Origin of the sequence: Nocardia sp. NPDC057663 (assembly GCF_042799895.1) — a bacterium.
Classification (GTDB): Bacteria; Actinomycetota; Actinomycetes; order Mycobacteriales; family Mycobacteriaceae; genus Nocardia.
Genome location: NZ_JBHVHX010000015.1, coordinates 24,374 through 40,991, shown reverse-complemented (window position 1 = coordinate 40,991; position 16,618 = coordinate 24,374). Strand labels below are relative to the sequence as shown.

Sequence of the window (16,618 nt, the reverse complement as noted above, 5' to 3'; positions counted from 1 at the left end):
GTGGATCAGCGCACGACCCGCTCCAGCAGGCCGGCCGAACGGGTGTAGGTCGCGGGCATCCACCGTTTGGCCTGCCACAGCATCTTGGCCTCGAGCTGCGGCACCACGTACAACTCGCCGTGGTCCACGGCGTCGAGGGTGGTGCGGGCGATCGCGGCGGGCGCGCGACCGGTCCAGCGCAGGAGTAGTCCGCCGAGCCGCTCGGCGGTCTCGTCCATCGGGGAATCCGCCTGCATGATGTTGGTCTTCACGCCGGTCGGGCACAGCACGGTGACGCCGACGCCGGTGCCGGCCAGTTCGGCCGACAACGTCTCCGACAGTGCCAGCACCCCCGCCTTGCTGACGTTGTAGGCGGCCATGCGCGGCGCGGCACCGAACGCCGCCGCCGAGGCGACATTCACGATCGCGCCGCGCCCGGCCTCCCGCAGGATCGGCGCGAAGACGTGGCAGCCGTGGATGACGCCCCACAGGTTCACGCCGAGCGTGCGCTGCCAGTCGTCGAGGGCGAACTCACCGACCACCGGTCCGCCCGCCCCGATCCCCGCGTTGTTGACGACGACGGTGGGTGCTTCGCCGAACCAGTCCTGCGCGGTGGCGGCCAGCCGGGTGACCTCGGCGATCGCGGTGACATCGCAGACGGTGCCGATCGCCTTCCCGCCCGCCGCCTCGACCAGTCCGGCGGTCTCGGCAGCGCGATCGGGATCGATGTCCGAGCAGACGACGCGGCCGCCGCGCTTGCCCAGTTCGACGGCGAAGGCGCGTCCGATTCCGCTGCCCGCGCCGGTCACCACGGCATCGGCGCTCGTGGTCCGGCGGCGTCCGCCGAAGGGAAACAGTCGCATGGCAACTCCCGGGTCGACCCGGTGAGGCTCTAACTGGTGGCAACTGCCACCATTGGCCGCACCTGACACCAATTAGGCTCGCAGAGGAGTACTTTGTCAACCATGGATGTGCGCGCACCGGCACGGACCTGGGGCGGGCTGACCGCCGACCAGCGCAGGGCGCAGCGGCGGGCCGGCCTGGTCGACGCCGCCCTGTCCATCTGGATCGAGAACGGCTGGGCCGCGGTGACCATGCGCGGCGTCTGTCAGCGGACCTCGCTCAACGACCGGTACTTCTACGAGCACTTCGCCGATCGCGACGAGTTGCTCGCCGCGGTCTGGGACGAGGTGTGCACCGAGGTGTTCGTCGACCTGGCGAGCATCGTCGCCCAGAACGCGGAGCGCACACCGCTCGAGATCCTGCGCGCGGCCATCGCCCGCGCCGTCGAGTTGCAGTCCGATCCCCGCGGCCGGGCCAGGATCCTGCTCGCCGACCACGCGGGCAGCGCGGTCCTCGAGCAGCGGCGCAAGACCATGCTCACCGATGCCACCGATCTGCTGATCGCGGCCGCGTGGCCCTATCTGCGTCCCGGTGTCGACGAGACCGCCATCCGTATGAGCACACTCGCCGGGATCGGCGGCTTCATCGAATTGCTGTCCGCGTGGCGCACCGGCGTGCTCGAGGTGGATGCCGAGCGCATCGTCGAGCACACCAGCGCGATCGCGGCACAACTGGGAACGATGTTCCTACCGGCGGAGATCATCGGCGACCAATAGATCGTTTCTCGATACTCGGCGAAATCACGACAGCCCCAGAGGATCCTCTGGGGCTGTCGTGATTTCGCCGCCTTCGCGCTATGTGACCTGGACTTCGCGGTCCAGTCTGGACGACCACGGGCACCAATGGCCGCCCGGAAGGAAGGCTCCGCCTGCCTCGTCGAGATGCTCTTCGACGTAGTTCATATCGGCGTCGCACACCTCGATGGCCATGTCGAAGAATCTGATCGTCGCCGGATCGAGGTGGAAAGACCATTTCGGGTTGTACGGCACCCTACGTTTGATGAGCCTGCCGTGGGCATGGACCTCCTGTTTCTCCTCGCCGGAGACGATGCGGCGGGCCTGCTGGATGAGCTTGTCGTCGGTCAGCTGGATGACGAATTCGGAGCCCGGGCTGCTGTCCTGGGTGAACATGAAGTACGCGGGTTGTGCCATGACGCCCTCCTCGATGCAATCGGGTTGGAAGAAATGGGACCTGCTGGTCGATCTTATATTGGTGGGGCGTGATTACCTACGACCGCGTGCGCTGAGCTCGGACCTTACGGCGCCACCCGGGCTCCTACCCCGAGGTCGCGCAGCGCGGTGGTCAGGAACTCGTCGACAGCATCGGTCCGCTCCAGCTGCACGAGGTGGCCCGCGTCCGGAACCTTCACCACCGCACGGAGATCCGGGACATTCGCGCGCAGCACGGCGAGCGGGTCACGGCCGCTGAAACCCTCCATGTCGGGGTCGTTCTCGCCGTAGAGGAAGTAGGTGGGCACCGGCACCTGCGCACCCGAGAAGGCCTCGGTGAGTGCCCAGTTGCGGTCCAGATTGCGATACCAGTTCAGGCCGCCGGTGAAGCCGGTGCGTTCGAACTCGGTTGCCAGCGTGTCGAATTCGGCCTCGGAGAGCCACGACCACGGCAGCTCGGGGGCTTGCGGCAGGACATCGAGGTAACCGAGTCCCGGCGGGTTCTTCCAGGTGTCGAGGTAGTGGTAGTCACCGGAGAGCGAGAAGTAGACACGGGCGAGAAATTCGCGGGGACGGGCCGCCAGTTCGGCGTCGGCCACACCTGGCTCCTGGAAATAGGCGAGGTGCAGGAAATGCCGCTGCGCCGCCTTGGTCCAGAACTCGGACGGCGCTCTCGGCGGCCGCGGGGAGAACGGATTGTTGAGCACCACAACGGCATCCACGCGTTCGGGCGCACGCAGCGAGAGCTCCCACACGAGCTGGGCACCGAAATCGAGGCCGACGAAGACGGCCTTCTCGGCGCCGATGTCGTCGAGCAGCGCCAGCAGGTCACCGATCACCGCCTCGTTCGTATAGGCGGCGACATCGGCGGGGGCCTCGGTGCGGCCGTACCCGCGCAGGTCGGGGGCGATGCCGCGGAATCCGGCGGCGGCGACGGCCGCGAGCTGGCGGTGCCACACGAACGAGGTGTGCGGGAATCCGTGGCAGAAGACGACCGGATACCCCTGTCCCTGCTCGGTGACGTGCATCCGGATGCCGCCGGTGTCCAGGAATCGATGGGTCAGCTCCACTACCGTCTCCATTTCTAGAACGTGTTCTTATTTTGACGGTAGTGTCTGGAGGTCATGAGCGGAACACCCAAGATTCTCGCCGGCAAGGTCGCGGTGGTGACCGGGGCCAGCCGCGGCATCGGCAAAGGCATCGCCCAGGAATTGGGGGCGGCCGGGGCCACCGTGTACGTGACCGGCCGCACCACCACGCCGGGCAAACTGCCCGGCACCGTGCACGCCACGGCCGAGGAGATCACCGCACTGGGCGGACACGGGGTCGCCGTCGTCTGCGATCACGCCGACGACGCCGCGGTCGAGAAACTCTTCGCCCAGGTCCGTGACGAGCAGGGGCGGCTCGACGTGCTGGTGAACAACGTCTACAACTCCCCCGCCGCCGCCCGCTGGCTCGGGCGCAAGTTCTGGGACGTGCCGCCGAAGGCGTGGGACGAGACCTTCGACATCGGCGTGCGATCACACTATGTGGCCAGCGTTTTCGCCGCTCCGCTGCTGATCGAGTCGGCAGGCCTGATCGTCAACGTGTCGTCTCCCGGTGCACGCCGCTATATGCACAACGCCGTGTACGGCGTCGGCAAGACCGCTCTGGACCGACTCACCGCCGATCTCGCCCACGACCTCGACGGCACCGGCGCGACGGCGATCTCGATCTGGCCCGGCATCGTGGACACCGAACTGCTGCAGCTGGTTCCGGCCGACGAACAGGGCCGTCGTCAGGTCACCCTGCCGGGCGAGGGCACCTTCGATCTGAACGCCGCCGAGACGCCCCGCTTCTCAGGCCGCGCCGTAGTGGCCCTGGCCGCCGATCCGGATCGGACGGTACGCGCGGGCACCGCGTGCAAGGTCGCCGATCTGGCCGAAGCCTACGGCTTCACCGACGTCGACGGCCGGATTCCCCGCGCCGACTGACCTGGGCCCGAGCGGTCTGCGCACACCCCTGGAAATAGGTGAGACAGTGCGTTACATTCAAATCAGGGCCCGCCGGCTCGACGGCGATCCTTGTGACGATGGAGAGAAACAATGACGTTCTCGAAGACCGCAGCCACCGACCCGGACTACGCCGACACCCTGCTGACCTTGTCGGAAGGGTCGGTCCACCGCCGATTCGATCCCTACCTCGATATCGACTGGGACTCACCCGAATTCGCGATCGACCGCGATGATCCGCGCTGGGTGCTCTCGGCCGAGCTCGACCCACTGGGCGCCACCCGCTGGTATCAAGAGCTGCCACTCGAGCGCCGGATCGAGATCGGCCGCTGGCGGCAGGCCAATGCCGCCAAGGTCGGGCTGGCCTTCGAGTCCATCCTCATCCGCGGGATGATGCAGTACGCCATGGCGCTGCCCAACGGCTCCCCCGAATTCCGGTACTGCCTCCACGAGATGACCGAGGAGTGCAACCACATCCAGATGTTCCAGGAGCTGGTCAACCGCATCGGCGACGACGTGCCGGGCATGCGGCCGATGTTCAAGGTCGCCTCACCGTTCATCGGCGTCGCGGGCGGCTACTTCTGGGCCATCCTGTTCATCGGCATCCTCGGCGGCGAGGAACCGATCGACCACTACCAGAAAGCCCTGATCAGGTCGGGGAACGCGACCCAGCCGACGCTGCTGCGGATCATGGAGATCCACATCGCCGAGGAGGCGCGCCACATCTCCTTCGCCAACGAGTTCCTGCGCGCCCACCTCGCGCGGATGAACCCGGTGAGCACCGCGGTCTGCGCCGTCGCCTTCCCCATCGCCATGCGCTGGCTCGCCGACGAGCTCGTCAAGCCGTCGAAGTCGTTCGCGAAGAAGTTCGACATCCCCGACGAGGTGTTCGCCGACGCGTTCTGGCGCAGCCCCGCCTCCCGCGAGATCCTCAGCGGATTCTTCGGCGACATGCGTGCGCTGGCCGACGAGCTGGGGCTGATGAACCCGGTGACCAAGCAGCTGTGGAAGCTGCTGAAGATCGACGGCGGGCACGCGCGCTACCGCAGCGAGCCGCATCGCCGCGTCGCCTGATCGCCGGACCCCGCCGACGGCTCAGGCGCGGTAGCCGTCGGTGCCCGCGCGGGACATGACGATCGTGGGGACCACCGCGCGGGCGGACAGGCGCAGCAGCGAGTCGACCATCTCGACGATGTCGTTCACCGCGAGCATCTGCTCGGGGGGAACCTGATCGTGGATCCAGGCGCTCATCTCGGTGTCGACGTAGGCGGGTGCGATCGCGGTGGCGGTGACGCCGTTGCCGGATTCTTCGGCATTGAGGGTGGCGAGCAGCGAGATGAGCGCCGCTTTGGCCGCGCCGTACACGGCCAATCCGGCCTCGGCATAGACGCCGGTGATCGAGGACAGCGCAACGACTTTCGCGCCGTGCGCGGGAGCGGCGGCTGCCCCCGCGCGCAGCATCGGCAAGGCACCCTGGATGAGCTGGATCGGGGCGCGCACGTTGACCGCGATCGTCTTGTCGAAACGCCGCATCGACGACTCGGCCAGTGTGCCCGCGGTGCCGACGCCCGCGTTCAGGATCAAGGCCGACATCGTCGCGAACCGGTCGGTGTGCGCGGCCAGTACCCGCGCGACGCCCTCCTCGTCGGACATGTCGGCGGCGACGGGGACCACCTCGGCGGCGCCGTGCGCACGCAACCCGGCGGCGACCACCTCGAGGCGTTCGGCATCGCGCGCGGTGATGGTGAGCGAATAGCCCTGCTGGGCAAGCCGATTCGCGATGCCGAGGCCGATACCCCGGGACGCGCCGCTGATCAGTGCGGACTTGGTCATTTCCGGTGTCCCTTCAGTGCGCGCAGGCCGGCCGCCATGAACTCCGGCGTGGCCTCGGCGGCGCGTTCGGCCGCGGCGCCTGCGCCGGAGCCCCGCAGCGCCCGGTGGGTGATGCCCTCGCCGATCACGCCGAGTTTGAAGTTGGCGAGCGCGAGGTAGAAGCCCCAGTCGCCGAGATCGCGACCGGCCGCCGTCGCGTAGGACTGGGCGAGGGTGTCGGCGGTGGGCATCCGGTCGCTGGTCCACGCGGCCGACGAGCCCAGGACCAGGTCGAAGACCGGCGAGCGGTACACGCACATCAGGGCGACATCGGTGAGCGGGTCGCCGAGGGTCGACATCTCCCAGTCGACGACGGCGCGCACCCGGCCCGGATCGGCCGCGTCCAGAATCGTGTTGTCGATGCGGAAGTCGCCGTGCACGATCGAGGCCGCCGATGCGCGCGGCACCGCCTCGGCCAGCGCCGCGTGCAGCACCGCGACATCGGCGAGTTCGCGGGTTTTCACCCGATCCCATTGGGACGCCCACAGATTCACCTGGCGTTCGACGAACCCGGTGGGCCGCCCGAACGTGCCGAGCCCCACCGCGTGCGGGTCGACCTCGTGCAGGCGAGCCAGGACCCGGACCAGCTCGGCGGCGCTCGCCTCGACCTGGTCGTCGGTGAGGGTCGCGAGGTCGTCCTGATCGCGGATCACCAGCCCGTCGACGTATTCGACGACGGTCATCGGCGCGCCCAGGGCGGTTCCCTGCGCGTCGAACGCGACAGTCTTCGCGACCGGCACCGCCGAGCCCTGGAGTGCGTCGGTGACGGTGAATTCGCGTGCCATATCGTGCGCGGACGGCGTGAGCCCGGCGACGGGCGGACGGCGCACCACCCAGGTCGAGTCGTCGTCGGCTGCCGTGTAGGTCAGATTCGAGCGGCCGCCGCTGATCAGTTCCACCCGCAGCTCACCGCGGACCACCACGCCGCTGTCACGCAGGAACTGTTCCAGTGCGGCGACATCCATGCCGGGCAGGCTCATTCGGCGTCCTTCTGCGCGCGCTTGGCCGCGCTCACCGCGCGTTTGGCGATGGCCCAGCGGTGTACCTCGGACGGACCGTCGTAGATCCGGAACGGCCGGACCTCGCGGGACAGCCGGGCCAGCGGCAGGTCGGCGGACACGCCGAGGCCGCCACACATCTGCATGCTGCGGTCGATGATCCGGAAGATCGCCTCGGCGGCATAGGTTTTCGCGATCGAGGTGGCGTTCGCCGCCGCCTCGCCGCGGTCGAGCTCCCAGCAGGCACGAGTCAGCAGCGCGCGGGTGGCGGCGATGTCGATCTCGTTGTCGGCGATCATCTTCTGGATCATGCCGAGATCGCCGAGGCGCGAACCGAATCCGTGCCGCTCGGCCACCCGGGACACCGCCACGTCGTGGCCGCGGCGCGCGGCGCCGAGCCAGCGCATCACATGCGTCATGCGGGCGGGACCCAGTCGCACCTGGGCGTATTCGAAGCCGCGGTCGACCGCGCCGAGCACCGCCGAATCCGGGACCAGCAGGTCCTCGAAGAACACCTCGCAGTGGCCGCCGAGCATCGACCGGTCCAGGGTGTCGATATGCCTGCCCACCCGGATGCCGGGAGTGTCGGCGGGGGCGAGGAACATGGTCGCGCCGCCGCGCTCGCCGGGCTCGCCGGAGGTGCGGGCCATGATGATGAAGAAGCCTGCGCCGTCGGCGCCGGTGATGAACCACTTGTGGCCGTTGATCCGCCAGCCGCCCTCGGCGCGCACCGCGCGGGTGGTCAGCGCCGAGGGGTCGGAACCCGCGCCGGGCGCCGGTTCGGTCATCGCGAAGGCCGAGCGCACGTCACCGTGGGCGAGCGGCGCGAGGAACTGCTCCTTCTGCTCCGGGTCGGCGATGTGGGCGAGCATGTGCACATTGCCCTCGTCCGGCGCGGCGATGTTCAGCGCCGTCGGGCCGAACAGGGAGTAGCCCGCTTCCTCGAAGATCGGGGCGCGGTCCGACATCCCCAGGCCGTGCCCGCCGTATTCGACCGGCGCGTGCGGCGCGAACACACCGGCCTCGCGCGCTTCCCGCTGCAGGTCGGCGCGCAGTGCGTCGCCGCCGGCGGCGGTGATGTCGCCGTCGTGCGCGTCGTCGAGCGGGATGACCCGGTCGCGAATGAACGCGCGGGTGCGCTCGGCCAGGCGCTGCACCTCGGGCGGATGAGACAGGTCGATCGCCACGGGTCCACTCCTCCATCGACTGGCCGAACGTTCGATCGGCATTGAACACCCACGACACTGGCACACCGCGATAAGTGCTGTCAATTGCCAGCTTCCACAACTGGTATATGTTCAGCTATTCTGAACACCATGAACGTACCGGAGGGCGAACCGACCACGCTCGGCGCACGCCTGCGACAGGCGAGGACCGCGGCGGGCCTGTCGTTGCGGGAGACCGCGCGCCGCATCGAGGTCAGCCCGGCCACCCTCAGCGCCATCGAGACCGGCAAAACGGGCGTCTCGGTCCCCCGGCTCCATCAGCTGGCAGCCGAACTCGGCACGACGACGCAGTGGCTGATCGGCGAGCATCCGCCCAGGACACCGGCACCTCGGCAGCGCGGCCCCGTGACCGATCCGGTCCACGAGACTGCCCGCGCCTGGCGCGAGTTCCCGCCGCAGGACATCGATCCCGTCCTCGCCGCCGCCATCGACTCCTTCGTCGAAACCGGGTACCACGGCGCCACGATGCGGTCGATCGCGCAGCGCGCCGGCATGAGCGTGCCGGGCGTCTACCACCATTACCGCGACAAACAGGACCTGCTCGTACGGGCGCTCGACCTGACCATGGACGAGTTGCGCTGGCGGGTCGGCGCGGCCCGCGGCGAGGCGAACACCGGCCGCGAGCGGGTGATCCGGGTCGTCGAAGCACTCGCCCTGTTCCACACCCACCGCCGCGAACTCGCCTTCATCGGCGCCAGCGAGATGCGCAGCCTGAATCCCGACAACCGTGGCCGGATCACCGCGTCCCGCAACGAGATCCAGTATCTCCTCGACGAGGACATCGACACCGCGCTCAGCGAGGCGAACCTCAGCACCGGGCACGCACGGACCGCGGGACGCGCGATCGCGACGATGTGTACCGCTCTGCCGCAGTGGTTCCGGCTGGACGGCCCGGCCACCCCCGAACAGATCGCTACCGAGTACGCCGACTTCGCCCTCGGGTTGCTCGGCATCCGTCCGTAACGCCGACGGCCGTCGAGCGCATCACCCGACGGCCGTGGCCCGATTGCCGTTATCGCGTGGTCAGATACTCAGCCTCACGAGACTTGTTGCGCTGCATCCGAAACGGATGCGACACGTCCGGTCCGACGCCGTCGATGGTGCGGCCCGCCCCGAAACTCTCGGGGCGGGCCCTTCCCCATGCACCATGCGGCGCCGCCACGTCGCACGGCAGGGTCCATGGTAGACGCGACAACCTGATCTCTCCGGTAACCACACACGGGCTACCGCGGAGAACATTCTCCTCGGCGCCGTCGAATCCCCCAACCCGCCGCTGCGGGTTCCCTGATCACCTGACGTAAGCCGCTGGTGCCGGCTCGGAGCCGTTCGCTAGGGCGCAACGGATTCCGCGCCCAGCGCGGCGAACCATTCGAGATAGTCGGAGGTGACAGTGCGCAGCCGGGCGACCGGCCAGTCGGCGGGCTCCAGTTCGCCGGGCAGGACGGGATCGGTGGTGAGGTGATCCAAGCCGGCGCAGACGGCGGCGAATCTGGCTGTGGGGTCCGGAGTTTCGATGGCCACCAGCAGTGCGTGGCCACGGGCGGACCAGTCGGGCAGCGACCAGAGGCGGGCGGCGAGCAGCGTGGGATCGTCGACGGGACGGGTGTGCAGACGGAAGGTGGTGTCGTCGAGGCCGGCGGGCCAGGTGCGGTCGAGATTGGCCGGGCGCATCCAGACGCCCTCGCGGAGTTCGGCCAGGCGCAGTGACAGCAGCGTCGCGCGCAGGGCGGCGCGGTCGGCGGCGGGACGGCCGGTGGCGGTGACGACGACCTGTTCCCAGTCGCCGGTCCATGGGAGGGTCGGCGGCGCGGCGAGTTCGCTGCGCCGCGCGCGCAGTGCTGAAGTGAGGGTGTAGGCACGGTTCTCGCGCAGCAGATCACCGGCGGCGACCATCCGGGAGACGGCGACGCGGACGGTCGCTTCCGGGTAGCCGACGGCGGTGGTGGCCGCGCAGATCTCCCGCGAGGTCATCGTCGGCGAATCGGCGGCGATGAGGATGCGGACCAGCGCCGAGCGGGCCGACACCGGGCGGACACCGGTATCGGAGCCGGTCACAGGGGGTTGCACGGGTCGAGTCTACATATTTCACTATTGCCACGGTCGTTTGATATCTGTAACGTCACCAAGCATCAGTCGCCACGCCGGCGTCGTCGACGACAAGGAGCCCACCTCATGACCGCCACCTTCCCGCTCGCCGGGCGCACGATGATCATGTCCGGCGGCAGCCGCGGCATCGGCCTGGCCATCGCTGTCGCCGCCGCGCGCCAGGGCGCCAACATCGTGCTGCTGGCCAAGACCGACGTCCCCGATCCGCGCCTGCCCGGCACCATCCACACCGCGGCCGCCGAGATCGAGGAGGCGGGCGGTCAGGCGCTGGCCGTAGTGGGCGACGTCCGCGACGAGGCCTCGGTGGCGAACGCGGTCGCCCAGGCGGTGGAGCGGTTCGGCGGCATCGACTACTGCGTCAACAACGCCTCGGCGATCGCGCTGGCCCCGACCGAGGAACTGCCGATCAAGCGCTTCGATCTGATGCAGCAGATCCAGCTGCGTGGCACCTACCTGCTCTCCAGCGCCTGCCTGCCGCACCTGCGCCGCAGCGAGAACGCGCACATCCTGAGCCTGTCGCCGCCGCTGAACCTCGCTCCGCACTGGCTCGGCCAGAGCCCCGCCTACATGGTGGCCAAGTATGGGATGTCGCTGCTCACGCTGGGCTGGGCCGCCGAATACGCCGAACACGGCGTCGCCGCCAACTGCCTGTGGCCACAGACGCTGATCGCGACCGCCGCGGTGCAGAACCTGCTCGGCGGCGACGACGCCATCGCCAAGGCCCGCACCCCGCAGATCGTGGCCGACGCGGCCGTCGCCATCCTGGGCCGCGACGCCCGCACGACGACCGGCAACACCTTCCTCGATGTCGATGTCCTCGCGGCCGAGGGCATCACCGATCTGTCGAGCTACGGCGGGTCGGGCACCCTCGAGTACGACATCTTCGTCGACCCGCCGCAGGCCTGACCGCGCGCTGGATCAGCTCCCCGCCGCCGCGGTGATCTGATCCAGCGCCGATGATCACGCCGATGCCGACACCGGCCTGCTGTCGAACTGTGACCAGCTCGCGTCCGTTTTGCCTGGTTACAGTGAAAGGGTGCAGATCGAGGTGACGCCCCTGCCCGGGGTCGGTGTTCGCAAGGATTTCCCCGTACGCAAGGGCGGCAGGCGCATCGGCGTCATCGAGCACCGTGACGGCTCGATCGATCTGATCGTCGGCAAGCCGGGCAATCCCGATGCCAGCGATCTGGTCGCCCTGTCGACCGCGGAGGCGTCGGCGCTGGCCGGACTGCTCGGCGCACCGCAGGTGGTCGCCCAGCTCGAGGCCGAGCACCGCGAGTTCGACGGGGTCAGCACCCGCCAGTTCCCGATCGCGGCGCACTCCCCCTACGACAGCCGCACGCTCGGCGACACGCGGCTGCGGACGCGCACCAAGGCCTCGATCGTGGCGGTGATGCGCGCGGGCGCCGTCATCGCCTCACCGGGGCCGGAATTCGTGTTCACCGCAGGCGATGTGCTCATCGTGGTGGGATCGGCCGACAGCCTGAAGGCCACCGCGCAGATTCTGCACGACGGCTGAGCAGGCGGAATCTATCGGCGGTGCAACGATCGGACGGTGACTACGCCCCACTGCACCAGGCGCACCGCGGCCGCCATGTAGAAGGCATACGCCAGGATGACCAGGACGGGACCGTAATTACCCGCCCAGTCCGCCAGCCGCAGCAACGCGGCGAGGCCGAGGACGACCAGGACGAGGCCGATGATCAGCCCGGGCATAGCCAGCGGGGCGATGGACGATTCGACGGCCGGAGACGCGCGGCGATCTCGGCCGGTAACTGACAGATTGCCATTCGGTTCGAAGTAGATGCTGCTCATAACCATGGGGTCCCTTTCCGGGCGGCCGTCCTGACGTGGCCGGTAGGCAATCCACAGGGGATATTGCGAGGCCGGTCGCGCCGTAACGGACAGGCGGGGCGTTCGTGACGGAAGGCCCCCGACGACCTTGCCGACGATCACGAACGGTTAACGTTCAGCAATTACGAGCGTGCCAGCTCCGGTAGCCGATTGACAGGCAGTGTGATCTGCATCACATCGAACACAGGTTCGACACGGAGCGGTAACGCGCGTTACATTTCCGACAAAAACCCCTCGGAGCTGGCAGAACCTCTGCGTAACTGGACATTTGGCCAGCAGGCACACAGCGATGTTATTTATCGAACCGTTACGCCACTGACGTGGGAAAACGCACGGAGAAACACCGCAACCTGCCCGGAACCCCGACACGACACCGTCACGGCAGCGAACCGCCCACGCGGCGCACCCGCAGCGGAATCGACACGCCCGGAACAGTTTTCGGGTCTCACCGACAGCGAAACCATGCCGGCACGCCGGAGTTCTCCTACGATGGGCGGCGGCACAACATCAGCACTGTGTGAGGGGGCGTCGAACGATGAGCGACAACGCGAAGGCGATCGACCAGTCCAGTCCGAGCATCGCCCGGGTCTACGACTATCTACTCGGCGGCAAGGACAACTACGAGGTCGACCGCGCGATCGGCGATCACTTCAAGCTGAATCTGCCCGGATCCGTGGCGATCGCGACCACCAACCGGCAGGCCCTCACCCGCGCGGTGCGCGAGATGGCCGAGGCCGGGCTGACCCAGTTCCTCGACTTCGGCAGCGGCCTGCCCACCGCCGACAATGTGCACCAGGTCGCGCAGCGGATCAACCCCGACACCCGCGTCGTCTACATCGACAACGACCCGATCGTGCTCGCGCACGGCCGCGCCCTGCTGGCGACCAACTCCAACACCACCGTCGTGCAGGCCGACGTGCGCGATTCCGCCGGCATCCGCGCCGACGAGGAGGTGAACCGGCTCATCGACTTCGACCAGCCGGTCGCGTTGATCTTCAGCGCCATCCTGCATCACCTCAACGACGACGAGGACCCGCGGGCCGTCGTCGAGTACTGGACCGACCAGATCCAGGTCGGCAGCAGCGTGTTCATCACCCACTTCCGGTCCGGGCACAACACCGAGACCGTCGCGGCCGAGGCGAAGCTGCAGTCCACCTTCGGCCGTGGCCGCTGGCGCACCGACGAGGAGATCACCGCACTGTTCGGCGACCTGCAGCTGCAGGAGCCGGGCGTGATCGCGGCCGCGCGGTGGCATCCGGACGCGCCCGGCGGCGACGGGACCCCCCAGCTCGTCTCGCCCGTTCCCGAGCTGTCGGTGTGGGAGGAGCTCATCGTGGCGGCCATCGGCGACAAGCGGTAAGGCGAAATTTCGGGCCACGACATCTCGTCTGTTCCTGCGGGTGAACGCGTCGCGTTCGGCTATCGTCTCGATCTAGTTTTTTCGATGCTGCTGGATCGTTCGTGTCGCCTCGCCGCAATCACGTGCCGCGTGAGATCCACGCCTCGTGTTTCCGGCGACCCTCATCAGACGAAGGACGCTGGTCACCATGCCCGCACCCGTTATCCTCCACGGCCGCATCGTACGGCTGGAACCCCTTGCCCCCCACCATGTTCCCGGCCTGGTCGCGGCTGCCGCGGCGCTCGGCCCGGCCGGGTTCACCATCGTCCCGCACGGTGAGCAGGAGGCGCGCACCTACGTTTTCCAGGCCGAGGCCGCGCAGCTGGCAGGCACCGTCCTGGCCTTCGCGATCGTCACCGTCGACGAGGAGTGCGTGGTCGGGGCGACCAGGTTCACCCGGCTCGACTACTGGCAGGGTCCGCTGAGCTGGCCGCTGTCGGCCGAACCCGTCACCGCCCTGCCCGGCGGGGCGATCCCCGACGCGGTGGAGATCGGCAACACCTGGCTGACGCCCGCGGTCCGCGGCGGCCTGGTGAACCTCGAATCCAAGCTGCTCATGCTCACCCACGCCTTCGACGGCTGGAGTGTGCGCCGGGTGAGCTTGCGCGCCGACGCCCGCAACCTGCGGTCCCGCGCGGCGATCGAGCGCCTCGGCGCGGTGAGCGACGGTGTGCGCCGGGCACATTCGCGTGGGCTCGACGGCGCGGTGCGCGACACCGCGTTCTATTCGATCCTGCACGACGAATGGTCGGGAGTGCGCCTGCGGATCACCGAGCAGCTTGCCGCCCGCGCCGCGATGCCGCGCGCGCCGCTGATCCCGGCCACCGCCGAGGCATTGCGGCCCTTGGCTTCTCCGATCGGCTGACCAGGGTCACCCCGTGACGGATTCGATCCGATCCACGATGATCTCGGCGAGTTCCTGCGGGCGCTCCTCGGGCAGCCAATGCGAGGCGCCGTCGATCACCACCAAACGGTAGTCGCCGGTGACGTAACGCTCGGTCAGTTCGGCGCCGCGGCGGGTCAGTGCCGTGTCCCCGGAGCTCCAGACATGGGTCACCGGTATCCGGACCGGCGCCGACACGGCGCGCGGCCCGGCCAGCAGGAGCGCGCGGTACCAGTTCAACGCACCGGTGAGCGCACCGGTGTCGACGATCTCGCTGTGCACCCGGGCGATCGCGTCCGGTGCCATGCCGGTGCCTGCCAGCGCCCGGTCCAGCAGTTCTGGCCGGGCGAGCAGGAGCCGCTCGGGCAGCACCGGGAGCTGGAACAGGCCCATGTAGTACGAGCGGGCGAGCTGATCGCTGCTGACCAGCGAGCGCACGTACGCGCCGGGATGCGGCACCGACACCGTCACCAGGCTGCGGACCAGGTCGGGCCGGGCGCCGGCCAGCGACCAGGCGACCATGGCGCCCCAGTCGTGACCGACCAGATGCACCGGCCCACGGTCGATCTCGCGAATCAGCGCGACCATGTCGCCGACCAGTTCGGAGACCCGGTAGGCGACTCGGCCCCGCGGCCGCGCACCCGGCGAATAGCCGCGCTGATTCGGGGCGATGGTGCGGTAGCCGCGGGCATTGAGTAGCGCGGTGAGCTCGGACAGCGAGCTCGCGGTCTGCGGAAAACCGTGTAGCGCAAGGACGACAGGGCCGTCGATCGGACCGGAGTCCACCACGTCGAAACGGAGTCCGGCACGAGTGAAGGAGGTCAGTCGGTTGCTCAAAGGGAACCCTCCGGTCGATCGACAGGCTAATTGACTTCTGGGTAAATTACCTCGTGCTCAGTTGACCGTCAACGACCGGTTCCGCCGTGTACGACCGCGACTTCGGCGCCGCCGAGGTCGAAGGCTCGATGCAGCACGCGCACCGCCTCGTCCAGGTCCGTGTCGCGGACCAGCACCGAGATCCGGATCTGCGAGGTGGCGATCAGGTCGAGGTTGATGTTCGCCGCGGCCAGCGCCTCGCAGAACGTCGCGGTGACGCCCGGATGATTCTTCATCCCGGCACCGATCAGCGAGACCTTGCCGACGCGATCGTCGTAGCGGACGTCGGCGAAGCCGATGTCGGCGCGGCGCTCGCGCAGCAGTGCCACCGCGCGGGCGCCGTCGGCGGCGGGCAGGGTGAAGGTGATGTCGGTGCGGCCGGTGCCGGTGTTCTGCACGACCATGTCAATGGGAATCTCGGCGTCGGCGACCGCGCGGAACACCTGCGCCGCGTAGCCCGGCTCGTCGGGCAGGCCGACGACGGTGACCTTGGCCTCGGTGCGGTCGTGCGCGACGCCGGTCAGCACGGCCTGGTCGGCGGGGATGTCGGCCATCGAGCCGAACACGGTGGTGCCGACGGCGTCGGTGTAGGACGAGCGCACATGCACCGGCACGTGGTAGCGGCGCGCGTATTCGACACAGCGCAGCATCAGCACCTTCGAACCGCAGGCCGCCATCTCCAGCATCTCCTCGTAGGAGATCTGGTCCAGTTTCTGCGCGTCGGGCACGATGCGCGGATCGGCGGTGAAGACGCCGTCGACGTCGGTATAGATCTCGCAGACATCGGCATTCAGCGCCGCGGCCAGCGCGACAGCGGTCGTATCGGAACCGCCGCGACCCAGGGTCGTGACATCACGGCTGTCCTGGCTGACGCCCTGGAAGCCGGCGACGAGCACCACCTCACCGTCGTCGAGAGCACGGCGGACCCGGCCCGGGTCGACCTCGATGATCTTGGCGTTGCCGTGCGCGCCGGTGGTGATCACGCCGGCCTGGGAGCCGGTCAGCGATCGGGCATCGGCACCGAGCGCGTGAATCGCCATGGCCACCAGGGCATTCGAGATCCGTTCGCCGGAGGTGAGCAGCATATCCATCTCACGTGGCGGTGGCGCGGGCGCCACCTGGCCTGCCAGGTCCAGCAATTCGTCGGTGGTGTCGCCCATGGCGGAGCAGACCACCACCACATCGTGACCCTGCTTCTTCGTCTCCACGATCCGCTCGGCGACCCGCCGGATCCGCTCTGCGCTCGCCACCGACGATCCGCCGAATTTCTGCACAACCAGGGCCATCCCTCGTCCTCTCCCCTGCTCGCCCACGCGTGATCCGCGGTGACCCTTCCGAGTATCCCGGCATTTCTGGCACGAC

The 16,618-nt window shown here is 68.7% G+C and carries 18 protein-coding genes; 8 read left to right on the top strand and 10 right to left on the bottom strand.

The features are described 5' to 3' along the window. Positions 1 to 5: 5 nt before the first annotated feature. A complete protein-coding gene (locus tag ACFVAV_RS25780; RefSeq protein ID WP_379037843.1) occupies positions 6 to 842 on the bottom strand; it encodes an SDR family NAD(P)-dependent oxidoreductase in 837 nt (278 codons plus the stop codon). Between the two features lie 108 nt (positions 843 to 950). Here ACFVAV_RS25780 and ACFVAV_RS25775 point away from each other — a divergent pair, with 108 nt between their 5' ends. Then, positions 951 to 1,598 carry a TetR/AcrR family transcriptional regulator gene (locus ACFVAV_RS25775; RefSeq protein ID WP_379037982.1) on the top strand — a complete coding sequence of 216 codons (648 nt, stop codon included), beginning with the start codon at positions 951 to 953 and terminating at the stop codon, positions 1,596 to 1,598. A 78-nt stretch (positions 1,599 to 1,676) separates the two neighbouring features. Here the strand turns inward: ACFVAV_RS25775 and ACFVAV_RS25770 are convergent, their stop codons facing one another. Continuing rightward, positions 1,677 to 2,033, bottom strand: a complete 357-nt coding sequence (locus tag ACFVAV_RS25770) for a calmodulin (RefSeq protein ID WP_379037842.1) — start codon at positions 2,031 to 2,033, stop codon at positions 1,677 to 1,679. Between the two features lie 104 nt (positions 2,034 to 2,137). Further along, positions 2,138 to 3,133 carry an alpha/beta fold hydrolase gene (locus ACFVAV_RS25765; RefSeq protein WP_379037840.1) on the bottom strand — a complete coding sequence of 332 codons (996 nt, stop codon included), beginning with the start codon at positions 3,131 to 3,133 and terminating at the stop codon, positions 2,138 to 2,140. A 42-nt stretch (positions 3,134 to 3,175) separates the two neighbouring features. Between ACFVAV_RS25765 and ACFVAV_RS25760 the strand changes: the two genes are divergently transcribed. Together ACFVAV_RS25760 and ACFVAV_RS25755 are read left to right on the top strand one after the other, a co-directional pair. Further along, the gene (locus ACFVAV_RS25760; protein WP_379037839.1) at positions 3,176 to 4,024 is read left to right on the top strand and encodes an SDR family NAD(P)-dependent oxidoreductase; all 849 of its coding nucleotides are present in this window, start codon (positions 3,176 to 3,178) and stop codon (positions 4,022 to 4,024) included. A gap of 111 nt (positions 4,025 to 4,135) precedes the next feature. Beyond that, positions 4,136 to 5,116, top strand: coding sequence for a diiron oxygenase (locus tag ACFVAV_RS25755; RefSeq protein WP_379037838.1), 981 nt, complete (start codon positions 4,136 to 4,138; stop codon positions 5,114 to 5,116). A gap of 21 nt (positions 5,117 to 5,137) precedes the next feature. On the opposite strand, the gene ACFVAV_RS25750 is transcribed toward ACFVAV_RS25755, so the two are convergent. From ACFVAV_RS25750 to ACFVAV_RS25740, 3 genes are read right to left on the bottom strand one after another with little or no spacing between them, the layout of a single operon-like run. Then, the gene (locus ACFVAV_RS25750) at positions 5,138 to 5,875 is read right to left on the bottom strand and encodes an SDR family NAD(P)-dependent oxidoreductase (protein ID WP_379037837.1); all 738 of its coding nucleotides are present in this window, start codon (positions 5,873 to 5,875) and stop codon (positions 5,138 to 5,140) included. After that, positions 5,872 to 6,894, bottom strand: coding sequence for a phosphotransferase family protein (locus tag ACFVAV_RS25745; RefSeq protein ID WP_379037836.1), 1,023 nt, complete (start codon positions 6,892 to 6,894; stop codon positions 5,872 to 5,874). Before ACFVAV_RS25745 ends, ACFVAV_RS25750 begins: the two co-directional genes overlap by 4 nt. Beyond that, positions 6,891 to 8,099, bottom strand: a complete 1,209-nt coding sequence (locus ACFVAV_RS25740) for an acyl-CoA dehydrogenase family protein (RefSeq protein ID WP_379037835.1) — start codon at positions 8,097 to 8,099, stop codon at positions 6,891 to 6,893. The genes ACFVAV_RS25745 and ACFVAV_RS25740 overlap by 4 nt, the downstream gene beginning before the upstream one ends. A gap of 129 nt (positions 8,100 to 8,228) precedes the next feature. Between ACFVAV_RS25740 and ACFVAV_RS25735 the strand changes: the two genes are divergently transcribed. Continuing rightward, positions 8,229 to 9,101, top strand: coding sequence for a TetR family transcriptional regulator (locus ACFVAV_RS25735; protein WP_379037833.1), 873 nt, complete (start codon positions 8,229 to 8,231; stop codon positions 9,099 to 9,101). 366 nt (positions 9,102 to 9,467) lie between these two features. Here ACFVAV_RS25735 and ACFVAV_RS25730 read toward each other — a convergent pair whose 3' ends face one another. Further along, on the bottom strand, positions 9,468 to 10,205 hold the full coding sequence (locus ACFVAV_RS25730) for a PaaX domain-containing protein, C- domain protein (RefSeq protein WP_379037832.1): 738 nt from the start codon (positions 10,203 to 10,205) through the stop codon (positions 9,468 to 9,470). A gap of 105 nt (positions 10,206 to 10,310) precedes the next feature. Between ACFVAV_RS25730 and ACFVAV_RS25725 the strand changes: the two genes are divergently transcribed. After that, positions 10,311 to 11,150 carry an SDR family oxidoreductase gene (locus ACFVAV_RS25725; protein WP_379037831.1) on the top strand — a complete coding sequence of 280 codons (840 nt, stop codon included), beginning with the start codon at positions 10,311 to 10,313 and terminating at the stop codon, positions 11,148 to 11,150. Positions 11,151 to 11,280: 130 nt separating this feature from the next. Beyond that, positions 11,281 to 11,763 carry a cation:proton antiporter regulatory subunit gene (locus ACFVAV_RS25720; protein ID WP_379037830.1) on the top strand — a complete coding sequence of 161 codons (483 nt, stop codon included), beginning with the start codon at positions 11,281 to 11,283 and terminating at the stop codon, positions 11,761 to 11,763. Positions 11,764 to 11,774: 11 nt separating this feature from the next. Here ACFVAV_RS25720 and ACFVAV_RS25715 read toward each other — a convergent pair whose 3' ends face one another. Beyond that, on the bottom strand, positions 11,775 to 12,059 hold the full coding sequence (locus ACFVAV_RS25715) for a hypothetical protein (protein WP_379037829.1): 285 nt from the start codon (positions 12,057 to 12,059) through the stop codon (positions 11,775 to 11,777). Positions 12,060 to 12,633: 574 nt separating this feature from the next. On the opposite strand from ACFVAV_RS25715, the gene ACFVAV_RS25710 reads away from it, so the two are divergent. Both ACFVAV_RS25710 and ACFVAV_RS25705 read left to right on the top strand, forming a co-directional pair. Further along, positions 12,634 to 13,458 carry an SAM-dependent methyltransferase gene (locus ACFVAV_RS25710; RefSeq protein WP_379037828.1) on the top strand — a complete coding sequence of 275 codons (825 nt, stop codon included), beginning with the start codon at positions 12,634 to 12,636 and terminating at the stop codon, positions 13,456 to 13,458. Positions 13,459 to 13,645: 187 nt separating this feature from the next. Continuing rightward, entirely contained in the window at positions 13,646 to 14,362 is a 717-nt protein-coding gene (locus ACFVAV_RS25705) for a GNAT family N-acetyltransferase (protein WP_379037827.1), read from the top strand. 6 nt (positions 14,363 to 14,368) lie between these two features. Here the strand turns inward: ACFVAV_RS25705 and ACFVAV_RS25700 are convergent, their stop codons facing one another. Both ACFVAV_RS25700 and ACFVAV_RS25695 read right to left on the bottom strand, forming a co-directional pair. Next, positions 14,369 to 15,217 carry an alpha/beta fold hydrolase gene (locus ACFVAV_RS25700; protein ID WP_379037826.1) on the bottom strand — a complete coding sequence of 283 codons (849 nt, stop codon included), beginning with the start codon at positions 15,215 to 15,217 and terminating at the stop codon, positions 14,369 to 14,371. 68 nt (positions 15,218 to 15,285) lie between these two features. After that, on the bottom strand, positions 15,286 to 16,542 hold the full coding sequence (locus ACFVAV_RS25695) for an aspartate kinase (protein ID WP_379037825.1): 1,257 nt from the start codon (positions 16,540 to 16,542) through the stop codon (positions 15,286 to 15,288). Positions 16,543 to 16,618 lie beyond the last annotated feature (76 nt).